Raw genomic sequence first — 14,397 nt, 5'->3', positions numbered from 1 at the left:
TGCGAATCCCTGAGGATCAGCCTATATGATCCTCAACAGCGGCTTCGGGGTCCACTCCCGAGGCTAACCGGAAAAGCAAGCGGGCCGCTGAGCCCGCTTTTTCGTTTTGGAACCCGGATGACCGATCTGATCGCAAAGACTGCCATTGACCGCCGCCTCGCCGAGCTGACCGCTCCGGTGATCGAAGACCTGGGCTATGAGCTGGTCCGTATCCGCCTGGCCGGTGGCCATGGCAAGGTACAGCGCACCCTGCAGATCATGGCCGACCGCCCCGAAGGCGGGATCGGCGTCGAGGATTGCGCGAAAATCTCGGTGGCGCTTTCGGCGCTGCTCGATGTCGAGGATCCGATTGAAGAGCTCTACACCCTTGAGGTCTCGTCACCCGGCATCGACCGCCCGCTGACCCGGCTGAAGGATTTTGAGACCTGGGCGGGCTGGGAAGCCCGGATCGAGACCTCCGAGCTGATCGAAGGCCAGCGCCGCTTTAAGGGCGAGCTGAAAGGCGTCGAGGATGGCGAGATCCTGATCGAAATCGAACAATCGGGCCAGACCATCATTATCGGCCTGCAGTTCGACTGGCTCTCGGATGCCAAGCTGATCCTGACCGACGAGCTGATCGCCGAAATGCTGCGCCAGCGCAAAGTGCAGCTGCCCGAAGAGGGTGGTTTCGACGAGATCGAAGAGACTGACGAAACCGATGGGGATGAGGCCGCAGACGGCGACGACACCCCCTCGACCAGACATTAAGCACCGGGAGAAAGTAACCCATGGCGATCACTTCGGCCAACCAGCTTGAACTTCTCCAGACCGCCGAGGCGGTCGCCCGCGAGAAGATGATCGACCCGGATCTGGTGATCCAGGCGATGGAAGACAGCCTCGCCCGTGCTGCCAAATCGCGCTACGGCGCCGATATGGACATCCGCGTGCTGATCGACCGCAAAACCGGTCGCGCCTCTTTCACCCGCGTCCGCACCGTGGTCGAGGATGAGGCGGTTGAGAATTACCACGCCCAGCTGACCGTCAAACAGGCAAAGCAATATCTCTCTGATCCGCAGATCGGCGATGAGATTGTTGATGAGGTGCCGCCGGTTGATCTGGGCCGCATCGCCGCGCAATCCGCCAAGCAGGTCATCTTGCAGAAGGTGCGCGAAGCCGAGCGTGACCGTCAGTATGACGAATTCAAGGATCGCAAGGGCACGATCATCAACGGCGCGGTCAAGCGCGAAGAATATGGCAATGTCATCGTCGACATCGGCCGTGGCGAAGGCATCCTGCGCCGCAATGAAAAAATCGGCCGTGAAGCCTACCGCATCGGCGACCGGATCCGCTGCTACATCAAAGACGTGCGCCGCGAAGTGCGTGGTCCACAGGTCTTCCTGTCGCGCACCGATCCGCAGTTCATGGCCGAGCTGTTCAAGATGGAAGTGCCGGAAATCTATGACGGCATCATCGAGATCAAGGCCGTGGCCCGTGATCCGGGCTCGCGCGCCAAGATCGCTGTGATCTCCTATGACAATTCGATCGACCCGGTCGGCGCCTGCGTCGGTATGCGCGGCTCGCGCGTTCAGGCGGTGGTCAACGAGCTGCAGGGCGAGAAGATCGACATCATTCCGTGGAACCAGGACCCGGCGACTTTCCTCGTGAACGCGCTGCAGCCGGCCCAGGTCTCCAAAGTCGTGTTCGATGAGGATGCCGGCAAGATCGAGGTCGTGGTCCCCGATGAACAGCTGTCGCTGGCGATTGGCCGCCGTGGCCAGAACGTGCGTCTGGCCTCGCAGCTGACGGCGCTCGACATCGACATCCTGACCGAGGCCGAGGAATCGAGCCGTCGCCAGGCCGAGTTTGCCGCCCGCACCGCGCTGTTCATGGAAACGCTCGACGTTGACGAGATGATGGCGCAGCTGCTGGTGGCCGAAGGCTTCACCAATCTCGAAGAAGTCGCCTATGTCGATCTCGACGAGCTGCTGTCGATCGATGGTTTTGATGAGGCCACCGCAGGCGAGCTGCAGGCCCGGGCCCGCGATTACCTCGAAGAACAGGCCAGAAAAGCCCTGGAAGCGGCCCGCGCTATGGGTGTTGAGGAAAGCCTTATTGAATTTGAGGGCCTCACCCCCCAGATGTTGGAGGCCCTTGGCAAAGATGGCGTGAAAACGCTGGAAGATTTCGCCACCTGCGCCGACTGGGAGCTGGCGGGCGGCTGGACCACCGAAAATGGCCAGCGCAAGAAAGACGAAGGCATCCTCGAGAAGTTCGAAATGACCCTCGAAGAAGCCCAGACCATGGTGATGACCGCACGTGTCATGCTGGGCTGGGTGGACCCGACGGAGATGGCCGCGGCAGAAGAAGAGGCCGGGGATGAGGATGGCGAGGACGCCGCAGACACCGAGGAGGCCGGGGCCTGATCTCAGGCCTCGGGAGATTCCGCGATGACGCGCGGCGGCCGGGTTAAATTGCAGGACGAGCCGGAACGGAAATGTATCGTTTCCGGCGAGACGGGGCCGAAAGGCGGCCTCGTCCGTTTTGTTATTGGTCCCTCTGGTGAGGTAGTGCCCGATATACTCGAGCGGCTGCCGGGCCGGGGGATCTGGGTCAGCGCAGACCGGGCGCTGATCGAAAAGGCTGCACAGAAGGGGCTGTTTTCCCGTGCAGCCAGACAGGCGGTCAAAGCCCCTGACGGGCTGGCCGATCTGGTAGCGGAGCTTCTCGCGCGCCGGGTGATCGATCTGATCGCCCTCGCCCGCAAGGCCGGCGATGCCGTTACCGGCTATGAGAAGGTGAAGGAATGGCTTGTATCAGGACGCGCCAAGCTGCTGATCCAGGCTGAAGATGGTTCCGAGCGCGGCAAAGCCAAGCTCAGACCTCCTGCGGGCGAAAACCGCCTGATTTCCTGGCTGACAGCGGGGGAATTGGGTTTGGCATTCGGTCGTGAACGTGCCATACACGCGGCGCTTGCCGCTGGTGGACTCACGACCCGCGTTGCAGAGGAAGCGGCAAGGCTTGCCGGAATGCGCCAGGGCCAGGGGGCCCGCGAAACCGACAGGCAGTTCGGCGGGGAAACCGCCGGGAAGGATATGTAGGACGGATGAGCGATACTGACGGCAAAAAACCCCTCGGGCTTGGTGCTGGCCCCCGTTCCGGTTCGGTGAAGCAGAGCTTCTCGCACGGACGGACCCATGCGGTGGTTGTTGAGACCAAGCGCAAGCGCGTTGTGGTGCCCAACCCGGCCAAACCGGGTGCAGGCGGCAGCGGATCAGGTTCGTCCCATCTGGGCGACCCCTCCAAGCGCCCCGCCGGGATCACCGACGCTGAGATGCAGCGCCGCCTCGATGCATTGCGCGCGGCGAAAGCCCGCGAGCAGGAAGATGCAGCGAAGCGCGCCGCAGAAGAGAAAGAGCGCGAGGAAGAGCGCCAGCGTCGCCGCGAGGAAATCGAGGCCAAAGAGCGTGAGGACCGCCAGCGCGTCGCCGCTCTGCGTGCCAAGGCCGAAGAGGAAGAGCGCCTCAAGCGTGAAGCCGAGGAAGAAGCCAAAAACCGGGCCGCGGCCCGTAAGGCTGATATTCTTGGCACGCAGCGTCGCCAGCCCGCTTCGGCGGCTCCGGCTGCCAAAGAGGCAGATCCGGCTGTCCCCGCTGATCGTGGTGCAGGCCAGAGCCGTCCGCGCCCCGGCACGGAAGAGGCCGGTGCCGCCCGTCCGGCCACTGCGACCCCGCGCAAAACTGATCGCGAGCGTGAAAACCGTGAGACCGACCGGGGTGCAGCCCGCCGTGGCGACGAAGGTCGCCGCTCGGGCAAGCTGACCCTTTCGGCTGCCACCAGTGAAGAAGGTGGCCGTCAGCGCTCGCTGGCCGCTATGAAGCGTAAGCAGGAAAAAGCCCGCCAGAAGGCAATGGGCTTCGGCCAGAAGTCGGAAAAGCAGGTGCGCGATGTGCAGCTGCCCGAGACCATCGTGGTTTCGGAACTGGCAAACCGTATGGCAGAACGTGCGGCTGACGTGGTGAAATCGCTCATGAAAATGGGCATGATGGTCACCATGAACCAGACGATCGATGCCGATACGGCAGAGCTGGTGATCGGCGAATTCGGCCATAAAGCCGTCCGCGTTTCGGATGCAGATGTTGAGCAGGTCATCGACAGCGTCGAGGACAAGGCTGAAGATCTGATCACCCGGCCGCCGGTGGTGACGATCATGGGTCACGTTGACCACGGCAAAACCTCGCTGCTTGACCGCATCCGCAAGGCCCAGGTGGCAACGGGCGAAGCCGGTGGCATCACCCAGCATATCGGGGCCTATCAGGTCAAAGCGCCGAATGGTCAGCTGATCTCGTTCCTCGACACCCCCGGCCACGCTGCCTTCACCTCGATGCGCTCGCGTGGGGCTCAGGTGACGGATATCGTCGTGCTGGTTGTGGCTGCCGATGATGCGGTGATGCCGCAGACCGTCGAAGCGATCAGCCATGCGAAAGCAGCCGGCGTGCCGATCATCGTGGCGATCAACAAGATCGACAAACCCTCGGCCAATCCGACCAAGGTCCGCACCGATCTGCTGCAGCACGAAATCGTCGTCGAGGCGATGTCGGGCGATGTGCAGGATGTTGAGGTCTCGGCCCATACCGGCCAGGGCATCGACGAGCTGCTGGAGGCAATCAGCATCCAGGCTGAGGTTCTCGAGCTGACGGCGAACCCGAATCGTGCGGCCCGTGCCGCAGTGATCGAGGCCAAGCTTGACGTTGGCCGCGGCCCGGTTGCGACCGTGCTAGTCCAGAACGGAACCCTGCGCAAAGGCGATATCTTCGTCGTCGGCGAGAAATGGGGTAAAGTTCGTGCGCTGGTGAATGACAAGGGCGAGACCGTAACCGAGGCCGGACCTTCGGTGCCGGTTGAGGTGCTCGGCCTTGACGGAACGCCTTCGGCCGGTGACGTGCTTGACGTGGTCAGCTCGGAAGCCCAGGCCCGCGAAATCGCGACCTATCGCGAAAAAGCGAGCAAGGATAAGCGCGCTGCGGCAGGTGCCGCGACCACGCTGGAACAGCTGATGGCCAAGGCCAAGGCCGATAAATCGGTCACGGAACTGCCGGTCATCGTCAAAGCTGACGTGCAGGGTTCGGCAGAAGCCATCGTTCAGGCGCTTGAGAAGATCGGCAATGATGAGGTCCGCGTGCGGATCCTGCATTACGGCGTTGGTGCAATCACCGATTCCGATGTGGGTCTGGCCGATGCCTCGAAAGCCCCGATCCTGGCGTTCAACGTGCGGGCCAATGCGACCGCGCGGGCGAATTCCTCGCAGAAGGGTGTCGAGATCCGCTATTACTCGATCATCTACGATCTGCTTGACGATATTAAGAAGGCCGCTTCGGGCCTCTTGAAAGCAGAAGTGCGCGAGCATTTCATCGGTTATGCCAAGGTCCTCGAGGTCTTCCGCATCACCGGCGTCGGCAATATCGCAGGCTGCCTTGTCACCGAGGGTGTGGCCCGTCGTTCGGCTGGCGTGCGCCTGCTGCGCGACAACGTGGTGATCCACGAGGGCACGCTGAAGACGCTGAAGCGCTACAAAGACGAGGTCAAAGAGGTCATCTCTGGCCAGGAATGTGGCATGGCCTTCGAGCGTTACGAAGATATCCGTCAGAACGACGTGATCGAGATCTTCGAGCGTGAAGAGATCCAGCGCACGCTCGACTGAGCTGCCTGACCCCAACAGACCGATAAAGGCCGGAGAGCAATCTCCGGCCTTTTTCTATTGCATCGCTGCCGCTCTGCTCCCCCACGCTAGGGATCGGGCCAGATAAAAAGAAAGGCCGGGGATACGCGCCCCGGCCCATTCATTGCATGTCATCGGTTTTTGGCCCCGGGCTCAGGCGGCGCTGTGGCCCTGGCTCGGCATCACGGGGCGGCCGGTGAAGGTTTTGTCATCAACCCGGATCACCACCGTGCCATCCGTGTTCTGGGCAATCTGCAATCCCTGCACCGAGATACAGCTGCCGATAGAAATTGTGCGCAACATTATGTTCCCTCCCGGATTCTCTTTCCCAAAAGATGCCAGGGTCTGGACACAATTTCAAATGTTACTGCGCATTGATTGTCATTTTTATACGATTATTTCCGCCTGTGGCGCTGCTGCCGCTCAGAGCCAGTCGCGCAGGATCGGGATCAGCGGCAGATCGGCGGGCGGCATCGGATAATCGCGCAGCTTTTCCGGTGCCACCCAGGCAAGCTTCTGCCCCTCCTGACCGCTCGGGATCCCCTCCCAGCGGCGGCAGGCGAACAAAGGCATCAGCAGGTGAAAATCCTCATAGCTGTGGCTGGCAAAGGTCAAGGGCGCGAGGCAGCTTTTCCAGGTGTCGATGCCCAGCTCTTCCTTCAGCTCGCGGATCAGGCAGGCCTCCGGCGTCTCGCCCGGCTCAACCTTGCCACCAGGGAATTCCCAGAGCCCCGCCAGAGATTTCCCCTCCGGGCGCTGTGCCAGCAGGATACGGCCATCGGCATCAATCAGGGCGACAGCGGAGACAAGCAGGGTGCGCATCGGCAAAGGGCTTTCACAAAAGCCGAAGGCCGGGGGCGCTGCCCCCGGACCCCCGGGATATTTTCAGACAGATGAAAGACAGGGCCGGAGCCCTGACTTTATGAGCGGTAATCGGCGTTGATCTCGATATAGCGATTGGTCAGGTCACAGGTCCAGACCGTGCGCTTTGCACGGCCCATGCCCAGCGAGACATCAATCACCAGCTCCTGGCCCTTCATATAGGCCGCGCCATCCTCTTCGGTATAACCCGGGCTCTTCCAGCCCTTCTCGGCCACGAGGATATCGCCAAAGCGGATATTGAGCTTATCGCGCTCGGCCGCAGCACCGGATTTGCCCACCGCCATAACGATACGGCCCCAGTTCGGGTCCTCGCCCGCCACGGCGGTTTTCACCAGGGGCGAATTGGCGATGGCAAAGGCAACCTTTGCTGCATCCTCATCGGAAGCCGCGCCCGAGACCCGCACTTCGATCAGCTTGGTCGCGCCTTCACCATCGCGCACCACCTGCAGAGCCAGGTTCTGCATGACTTCGGCAAGAGCGGTCTCAAAAGCCTTCAGCGCCGCGCCTTTCAGCTCGGCCGCCTCAGACAGGCCGGTGGCCGCCACCAGCAGCGTATCCGAGGTCGAGGTATCGCTGTCGACGGTGATCGAATTGAAGCTGCCGTTCAGATTGCGCGAGACCAGTTTCTGCAGGCTGGCCTGGCTGATCCTGGCATCGGTGAAGATATAGACCAGCATCGTCGCCATATCCGGCGCGATCATCCCCGAGCCTTTGGCAATGCCCGAGATTCTGACCTGACCGCCCTCGCCCTCGATCACCGCCGCAGCACCTTTGGGGAAAGTATCGGTGGTCATGATGGCTTCAGCCGCCCAGGAGATGCCCTCTTCCGAGAGGCCAGCTGCCAGCTGATCGATCACCGCGGTGATTTTCTCATGCGGCAGTGGCTCGCCGATCACCCCGGTCGAGGAGGAATAGACCCGGCTTGCCGGCAGACCCAGCGCTTTCGCCACACCGCCGGTGACAGCGGCCACGGCCTTATCGCCAACCGCGCCGGTGAAGGCGTTGGAATTGCCCGAGTTCACAATGATCGCCGCCCCGGCATCGACCGGAACCTTCATGGCAAGCTTGCTCTCGCAGTCACGCACGCAGCCCGAACGGGTCGAAGAGCGGGTGAAAGCCCCGGCCACAGCCGTGCCCGGCGCGAGGCGAACCAGCATCACATCCTTGCGGTTCTGATATTTGATCCCCGCCTCGACCGCGGCGAATTCGACACCGGCAATCTTTGGAAGATCGGGGAACTGAGCCGGAGCCAGCGGCGAGACCTGCTTTGCCGAAGCCGCCTTTTTTACCGCCTCACGGACACCGCTGACCCCCTGAGTCACGGCATCACTGACCGCCTCGCTGACCGGGCCGAGCGCTTCGGTCACCTGATCCTTCAGCTTGCGGATCTTTTTCTTCAGATCCTTGGCTTCGGCTTTCCAGTCTGACTTTGCCATATTCCTGTCTCCGCTCAGTCGATCAGCGCACTGTTTTTCAGCAGCGCCGGATCCAGCTCTGCGCCCGGTTTCTCAACCTTAGCCGCTGCGGTCAGTGCCTCAAGTTTTGCCCGCACCGCCGCATCCTCGATCTCAAAGGCCAGCTCATCGCGGACATCATCAATCGTCGGCTTGGCCGCATCGCGCACTTCCTGGACCAGGATCAGGTGCCAGCCGAACTGGGTCTCGACCGGATCGGTGACCTTGCCGATTTCAGCGGCAGTCACCGCATCCTCGAAAGGCTTGACCATCATGCCCGGACCGAACCAGCCAAGCGCACCGCCCTGAGCGCCCGAGCCGGTATCCATCGACTGGGCCTTTGCAATTTCGGCGAAATCTGCGCCGCCGTCGAGCTGCTCTTTCACCGAAAGCGCCAGCTCACGGGTCGGGAGCAGGATATGCGCCGCGCTGAATTCTTTCGTCGCTTCGGCCTGAGCGTATTTCTCGTCATAGGCTTTCTGCAAAGCCTCGTCGGTCACCACCCCTTCCGAGGCCGCCGCAATCACCACGCCCGACAGATAGCCGCGCAGATTATTGGTGATATTGGCCTTATCGCGGCGGCTCTGCTCTGTCACCGACTGCGCCAGCACCTCCTGCTGGACCAGCTGATCCAGAATGCCGGTAAAAAGCGCGTCATCGGGCAAAGCCAGATATTGCTGCGGCAGACCCTCGCGCACTGCAATCATCTGACCAAGGGTGATATCCACTCCATTCACCGTTGCCATAACGGTATCAGCGGTTTCGCCCTCGGCAAGGGCCGGAGAGCCCAGCACCGTGGTAAGGGCCAGAACCGCCGCAGCGGAACGCATTCCATAGATCATTTCACCAGCTCCTGACCAATCGCGCGGGATGCGCAACGTTGACTATAACGGCTCAAGCCCTTACATCGCGACAGTTGCATGTGGCGGGCTTTACCGGATTATTCCCGGCTTTTCTATGGAAGGCGCGAGGGGCGGGCAAGTCACAGCCGCACACGATTTTGCAAGAACCGCCGCATAGGGAATGATCATGCTCGGTCTGGGAACGCTCGCTAAAAAGGTCTTTGGTTCGCCCAATGACCGCAAAGTCAAAGCGGCGCGCCCGCTGGTGGCAAAGATCAATGCGCTTGAGGCTGAATTCGCCGCTCTCAGCGATGAGGGCCTGGTGGCCAAAACCCGCGAATATCAGAAGCGTGTGCAGGAGGGCGGCGAAAGCCTCGACGCGATCCTGCCAGAGGCTTTCGCCAATTGCCGTGAGGGTGCACGCCGCGCGCTCGGGCTGCGCGCCTTTGATGTCCAGCTGATGGGCGGTATTTTCCTGCATCAGGGAAATATTGCCGAAATGCGCACCGGTGAGGGCAAAACCCTCGTCGCCGCTTTCCCCTCCTATCTGAATGCGCTCGCCGGCAAGGGCGTGCATGTCGTTACCGTCAACGACTATCTGGCAAAACGTGACGCCGATACGATCGGCAAGGTCCATGCCAAACTGGGCCTGAGCACCGGCGTGGTCTATCCCTATCAGGGCGATGCCGAGAAGCGTGCCGCCTATCTCGCTGATGTCACCTATGCGACCAATAACGAGCTGGGCTTCGACTACCTTCGCGACAATATGAAGGGCTCAATCGAAGAGATGATGCAGCGCGGGCATTTCTTTGCCATCGTTGACGAGGTCGACTCCATCCTGATCGACGAGGCCCGCACGCCGCTGATCATCTCTGGCCCCAGCCAGGACCGCAGCGAACTTTATGTCGCCATCGATAAGCTGATCCCCTCGCTGGTCGAGGAAGATTTCACCATCGATGAGAAGGCGCGCAATGTGACCTTCACCGAAACCGGCAATGATCATATCGAGGCGCTGCTTCTGGCCGCCGGGGTCCTGCCGGAAGGGCAGCACCTCTTCGCCCCCGAAAGCACCACAATTGTGCACCACATCAACCAGGCCCTGCGGGCGCACCGGCTGTTCCTGCGCGATCAGCAATATATCGTGCGCGATGGTGAGATCGTCCTGATCGACGAATTCACCGGCCGGATGATGAAAGGCCGCCGCCTCTCGGATGGCCTGCATCAGGCGATTGAGGCGAAAGAGGGCGTGCAGATCCAGCCCGAGAACGTCACCCTCGCTTCGGTAACCTTCCAGAATTACTTCCGCCTCTACAGCAAACTGGCCGGCATGACCGGCACCGCGGCGACTGAGGCCGAAGAATTCATGCAGATCTATGGCCTGGGTGTGGTCGAGATCCCGACCAACCGCCCGGTCGCCCGTAAGGACGATCACGACCAGGTTTACCGCACCGCGCGCGAGAAATTCGACGGTATCGTCGCCACCATCAAAGAGGCGCATGAAAAAGGTCAGCCGATCCTGGTCGGCACCACTTCGATTGAAAAATCCGAAATGCTCTCGGAGCTGCTGCAGAAAGAGGGCATTGCCCATAATGTTCTGAACGCGCGCCAGCATGAGCAGGAAGCGAAGATCGTCGCCGAGGCGGGCCGCACCGGCGCAGTGACCATCGCCACCAATATGGCTGGCCGTGGCACCGATATTCAGCTCGGCGGCAATGTCGAGCTGAAGGTGCTCGAAGAGCTGGCCGCCAATCCTGAAGCTGATCCTGCCGCGCTCCGCGCGCAGATCGAGGCGCAGCATGCCGATGAGAAAGCCGCCGTTCTGGCAGCTGGCGGGCTTTTTGTGCTCGGCACTGAGCGCCATGAAAGCCGCCGTATCGACAACCAGCTGCGCGGTCGTTCGGGCCGTCAGGGCGATGCCGGCCGCTCGGCCTTCTTCCTGTCGCTGGAAGACGATCTGATGCGGATCTTCGGCTCGGACCGGCTCGACAAGATCCTGTCGACGCTTGGCATGAAAGAGGGCGAGGCCATCGTTCACCCCTGGGTGAATAAATCGCTCGAAAAGGCCCAGGCCAAGGTTGAGGGCCGCAACTTCGACGTGCGCAAATCGCTCCTGCGCTTTGACGATGTGATGAATGATCAGCGCAAGGCCGTCTTTGCCCAGCGTCTGGATATTCTGAAGGCCGAGCATGTCTCGGAAGTGGCCGAAGATATGCGCCATCACGTCATCGACGATATGGTCGATGAATTCATGCCGCCGAAAACCTATGCCGATTCGTGGAATCTCGATGGTCTGCGCGAGGCTGGCCGCAACCGGCTGAACCTCGATCTGCCGGTCAGCGACTGGGCCGCAGAGGAAGGCGTCGATCAGAGCGTGATGGCTGAGCGTCTGATTGAGAAATCCGACCAGTATATGGCCGAGAAAGCCGAAGCCTTCGGCCAGGCCACGATGGTGCAGATCGAAAAGCAGGTTCTCTTGCAGGCGATCGATGGCAAATGGCGCGAGCATCTGCTGCGCCTTGAGCATCTGCGCTCGGTGATTCACTTCCGGCAATATGCGCAGCGCGACCCGCTGAACGAATATAAGACCGAAGCCTTCCAGCTGTTCGAATCGATGCTGGAAAGCCTGCGCCTGCAGGTGACGGAACAGCTGTCCCGCGTCCGCCCGCTCTCGAAAGAAGAGCAGGAAACCATGATGGCGCAATATCTGGCACAGCAGCAGGCCCTGGCCGGGGCGCAGATCGAGGCAAGCGCCGCCGATGCCGGAGCTGAGGCCGCCCCGGTTGCCGCTGCCGCACCGGCCCCGGCTGCACGTCCCGGTTTCAACGCCGAAGATCCCACCAGCTGGGGCGAGCCGGGCCGCAATGACCCCTGCCCCTGTGGCTCGGGCGAAAAATTCAAACATTGCCACGGCCGCCTCAGCTGAGCCGCGTTTGTTAACAGATAAGACCAGAATGGGGCGGCTCTGGCCGCCCTTTCGCATTTTTCCGAAGCCGCTTCGGGAAAGAGGTCACAGCTCTGCCATGCCCCTGCCCGGATCAGCCGCCTAAGCTGGCATATTGAACCGCTCGGGGGATTTTCAATGCAGATTAAACGCAGCGCCAGCCGCGCCGGTGCCCTGCTGATCCTGGCTCTGGCGACAGGTCACTGGGCGCAGAGCCGCCCGCCCGCTCGGCTGACCGGGGCGGAAACGGCGGTGCCGGTGCTGAAACAGATCGAACTGGTCGCGGCGCGGGAGAGACCAGCGGCAGAAAGCCCGGCGGCGCCAGCGCCCCTGGCGGCACCCGCAACAGCTGCCCGCGATTGCCAGCCACTGCTCAGCCTCAGCCCCCGGCCCGGGGCTCTGCTCGGGCTGAAGCTCTATGCACCCTGCCATGCCGGAGCGAGCGTTACCCTGCGCCATGGCCCGCTGGTCTTTGCCGAGCGCCTCGATGATCAGGGCCGGATCAGCCTGACCCTGCCGGCGCTGGAAAGCCAGGGCAGGGTCTCTGCCCTGTTCCCGGATGCAGCCTATGCCAGTGCCAGCGCCGGGGTGAGCGGGCTGGAGCAGGAGCGCCGCTTTGTGGTGCAGTTCGTCGGTGATGACGCCTTTCAGCTGCGCGCGCTTGAAAATGGTGCGGCCTATGGCCTGCCCTTTGCCGCGACTTCCGGCCAGCTGACCTCGCTCGGCCATCCCAAAGCCGATCTGCCGATGCGGGCCGAGATCTACAGCTTTCCCACCACCCCCGGCCTGCAGGCCGAAGTGGTGATAGAGGCCGAGGTTACCCTGGCCACCTGCGGGCGTGAGATGCTGGGCGAGGTCGTGATCCTCAGCCATGGTGATATCACCCGCGCCGATCTGCATCTGCCGATGCCCGGCTGCGATGCCATTGGCGATATTCTTGTGTTGAAGAATCTTGTGCCGGAGAGGACACTGGCTGCCGTGCACTAAGGGCCTGTGGGGGAATATGTCGCTGATACGCGGTCACGCGACGGGTTTCTCTGCGCGCCTCGCCCCGCTGTTCCCGGCCATGCGGCGCATCCTTATGGCCGCGCTGCTGACCGGCCTGGTGACACCGGGCCTGGCCCGGGCCGAAGACATCACCCTGCGCTCGCTTGAGGGCAATATTGTCCTCCCGGGCCGGCTGCAGGGCTATGATGGCGAATTTTACCGGATCGAGACCGCCTGGGGGCCGCTGACCATCGATGGCTCGGGGGTGATGTGCGAAGGCCCGGCCTGCCCCGATCTGGTCGCGCCCCGCGCCATGCTGCGTATCATCGGGGCCGAGGATCCGGGGCTGAGCCTGATGCCCGGGCTGCTGCGCAGCTTTGCCACCGCCCGTGGTCTGACCTTCCGCGACCTGGAGCCTGGCGCGGGCGAGGCCTGGGCGGCACAGATCACCAGCCCCGCCGGGGATGAGGTTCTGGCCGATATTGCTTTCACCGCCGCCAGCCCGGAAGCCGCGCGGGCCGCACTCGATTCCGGGGCGGCTGAATTTGAGCTCAGCGCTTTGCCCTCGCGCGGCGCCGATGCCCGGCCGATTGCGCTCGATGCCATGGTGCCGGTCATGGCGCCGGGCAATCCCACCCCCCGGCTTTCAACCCCGGCTCTCGCCGCGGCTCTCGCCGGAACCGCGCGCAACTGGTCCGAGTTCGGCGGGCCGGATATGCCGGTGGTGCTGCATGCGCTTGCCCCCGAAACCGATATGGGCCGCGCCCTGGCCGAACGGCTGGGCGCGCCGGTCAAGGCAGATGTCCTGCATGAGGATATGGCCAGCCTTGCCGCGGCGGTGGCCAAAGACCCCTGGGCGTTGGCCATCACCGGCAAGACCGGCGTCGCCCCGGCGATGATTGCCCCGCTCAGCGACAGCTGTGGCTTTCCGCTGCTGCCCAGCCCGGTTTCGGTCAAGGCCGGGGATTATCCGCTGGCGCTGCCGCTATACCTCGTCACCCCGCCCCGGCGTCTGCCGCTTTTTGCGCGTGAATTCCTTGAGTTCCTGGCCACACCCGCCGCCAATCAGGCCGTGGCACAGGCGGGCTATATCGACCGGGCGGTCGAGGCCGCGCCAATGACGGCCGACGGGCTGCGGCTGCTCAATGCCATTCGCGGCGCGGGCGAAGATGTCACGCTCGAGGATCTGAAGCGCCTCGCCGAGGTGATGGAGGGGGCGGACCGGCTGTCGCTGACCTTCCGCTTTGAAGAGGGCACCTCGATCCTGACCGCCTCTGGCCAGGAGAACCTGCGCCATCTGGCGCGGATGATCGCCGCACAGCAATTCCCCGCCAAGGCGCTGATCCTTGCCGGATTTTCGGACGGGGCCGGGGATGCCGGGGCCAACCGCGCTTTGTCGCGCGACCGGGCGGCGCGGGTGGTGCAGGATCTGGCGGCACTGGCGCCGGATCTGCGCCCGGAAGAGCTGCCGCGCATTGAGGGCTTTGGCGAGGCTCTGCCCATGGCCTGTGATGAGACGGTGATCGGACGGCGCCTGAACCGAAGGGTTGAGCTGTGGCTGGTGCCGGATTTCAGGCCCGAACCGCTTTAACCCCT

The 14,397-nt window shown here is 62.7% G+C and carries 11 protein-coding genes; 7 read left to right on the top strand and 4 right to left on the bottom strand.

Features of this window, described 5'->3' with window-relative positions; genetic code table 11:
* Positions 1-117: 117 nt before the first annotated feature.
* From rimP to infB, 4 genes are read left to right on the top strand one after another with little or no spacing between them, the layout of a single operon-like run.
* A complete protein-coding gene (gene rimP / locus H0485_RS02490) occupies positions 118-747 on the top strand; it encodes a ribosome maturation factor RimP (protein ID WP_226933779.1) in 630 nt (209 codons plus the stop codon).
* Positions 748-767: 20 nt separating this feature from the next.
* A complete protein-coding gene (gene nusA, locus H0485_RS02485) occupies positions 768-2,402 on the top strand; it encodes a transcription termination factor NusA (RefSeq protein WP_226933778.1) in 1,635 nt (544 codons plus the stop codon).
* A 24-nt stretch (positions 2,403-2,426) separates the two neighbouring features.
* The gene (locus tag H0485_RS02480; RefSeq protein WP_226933777.1) at positions 2,427-3,077 is read left to right on the top strand and encodes an RNA-binding protein; all 651 of its coding nucleotides are present in this window, start codon (positions 2,427-2,429) and stop codon (positions 3,075-3,077) included.
* A gap of 5 nt (positions 3,078-3,082) precedes the next feature.
* Positions 3,083-5,677 carry a translation initiation factor IF-2 gene (gene infB / locus H0485_RS02475; protein ID WP_226933776.1) on the top strand — a complete coding sequence of 865 codons (2,595 nt, stop codon included), beginning with the start codon at positions 3,083-3,085 and terminating at the stop codon, positions 5,675-5,677.
* A 171-nt stretch (positions 5,678-5,848) separates the two neighbouring features.
* On the opposite strand, the gene H0485_RS02470 is transcribed toward infB, so the two are convergent.
* The 4 genes from H0485_RS02470 to H0485_RS02455 form a co-directional block, all read right to left on the bottom strand.
* Positions 5,849-5,998, bottom strand: a complete 150-nt coding sequence (locus H0485_RS02470; RefSeq protein WP_226933775.1) for a hypothetical protein — start codon at positions 5,996-5,998, stop codon at positions 5,849-5,851.
* 120 nt (positions 5,999-6,118) lie between these two features.
* On the bottom strand, positions 6,119-6,517 hold the full coding sequence (gene mutT / locus H0485_RS02465) for an 8-oxo-dGTP diphosphatase MutT (RefSeq protein WP_226933774.1): 399 nt from the start codon (positions 6,515-6,517) through the stop codon (positions 6,119-6,121).
* Between the two features lie 98 nt (positions 6,518-6,615).
* Entirely contained in the window at positions 6,616-8,013 is a 1,398-nt protein-coding gene (gene argJ / locus H0485_RS02460; protein ID WP_226933773.1) for a bifunctional glutamate N-acetyltransferase/amino-acid acetyltransferase ArgJ, read from the bottom strand.
* A 14-nt stretch (positions 8,014-8,027) separates the two neighbouring features.
* Entirely contained in the window at positions 8,028-8,873 is an 846-nt protein-coding gene (locus H0485_RS02455) for a peptidylprolyl isomerase (RefSeq protein WP_226933772.1), read from the bottom strand.
* 187 nt (positions 8,874-9,060) lie between these two features.
* Here H0485_RS02455 and secA point away from each other — a divergent pair, with 187 nt between their 5' ends.
* The 3 genes from secA (at position 9,061) to H0485_RS02440 (ending at position 14,392) form a co-directional block, all read left to right on the top strand.
* Entirely contained in the window at positions 9,061-11,796 is a 2,736-nt protein-coding gene (gene secA / locus H0485_RS02450; RefSeq protein ID WP_226933771.1) for a preprotein translocase subunit SecA, read from the top strand.
* Positions 11,797-11,952: 156 nt separating this feature from the next.
* Positions 11,953-12,801: a hypothetical protein gene (locus H0485_RS02445; protein WP_226933770.1), complete on the top strand. Its 849-nt coding sequence runs from the start codon at positions 11,953-11,955 to the stop codon at positions 12,799-12,801.
* Positions 12,802-12,817: 16 nt separating this feature from the next.
* On the top strand, positions 12,818-14,392 hold the full coding sequence (locus tag H0485_RS02440; protein ID WP_226933769.1) for a phosphate ABC transporter substrate-binding/OmpA family protein: 1,575 nt from the start codon (positions 12,818-12,820) through the stop codon (positions 14,390-14,392).
* Positions 14,393-14,397 lie beyond the last annotated feature (5 nt).

This window comes from Pseudogemmobacter faecipullorum, from assembly GCF_020539525.1.
GTDB classification, from domain to species: Bacteria; Pseudomonadota; Alphaproteobacteria; order Rhodobacterales; family Rhodobacteraceae; genus Pseudogemmobacter; species Pseudogemmobacter faecipullorum.
Note: the sequence above shows the minus strand (reverse complement) of the source record. Positions and strands in the feature narration are given on the sequence as shown.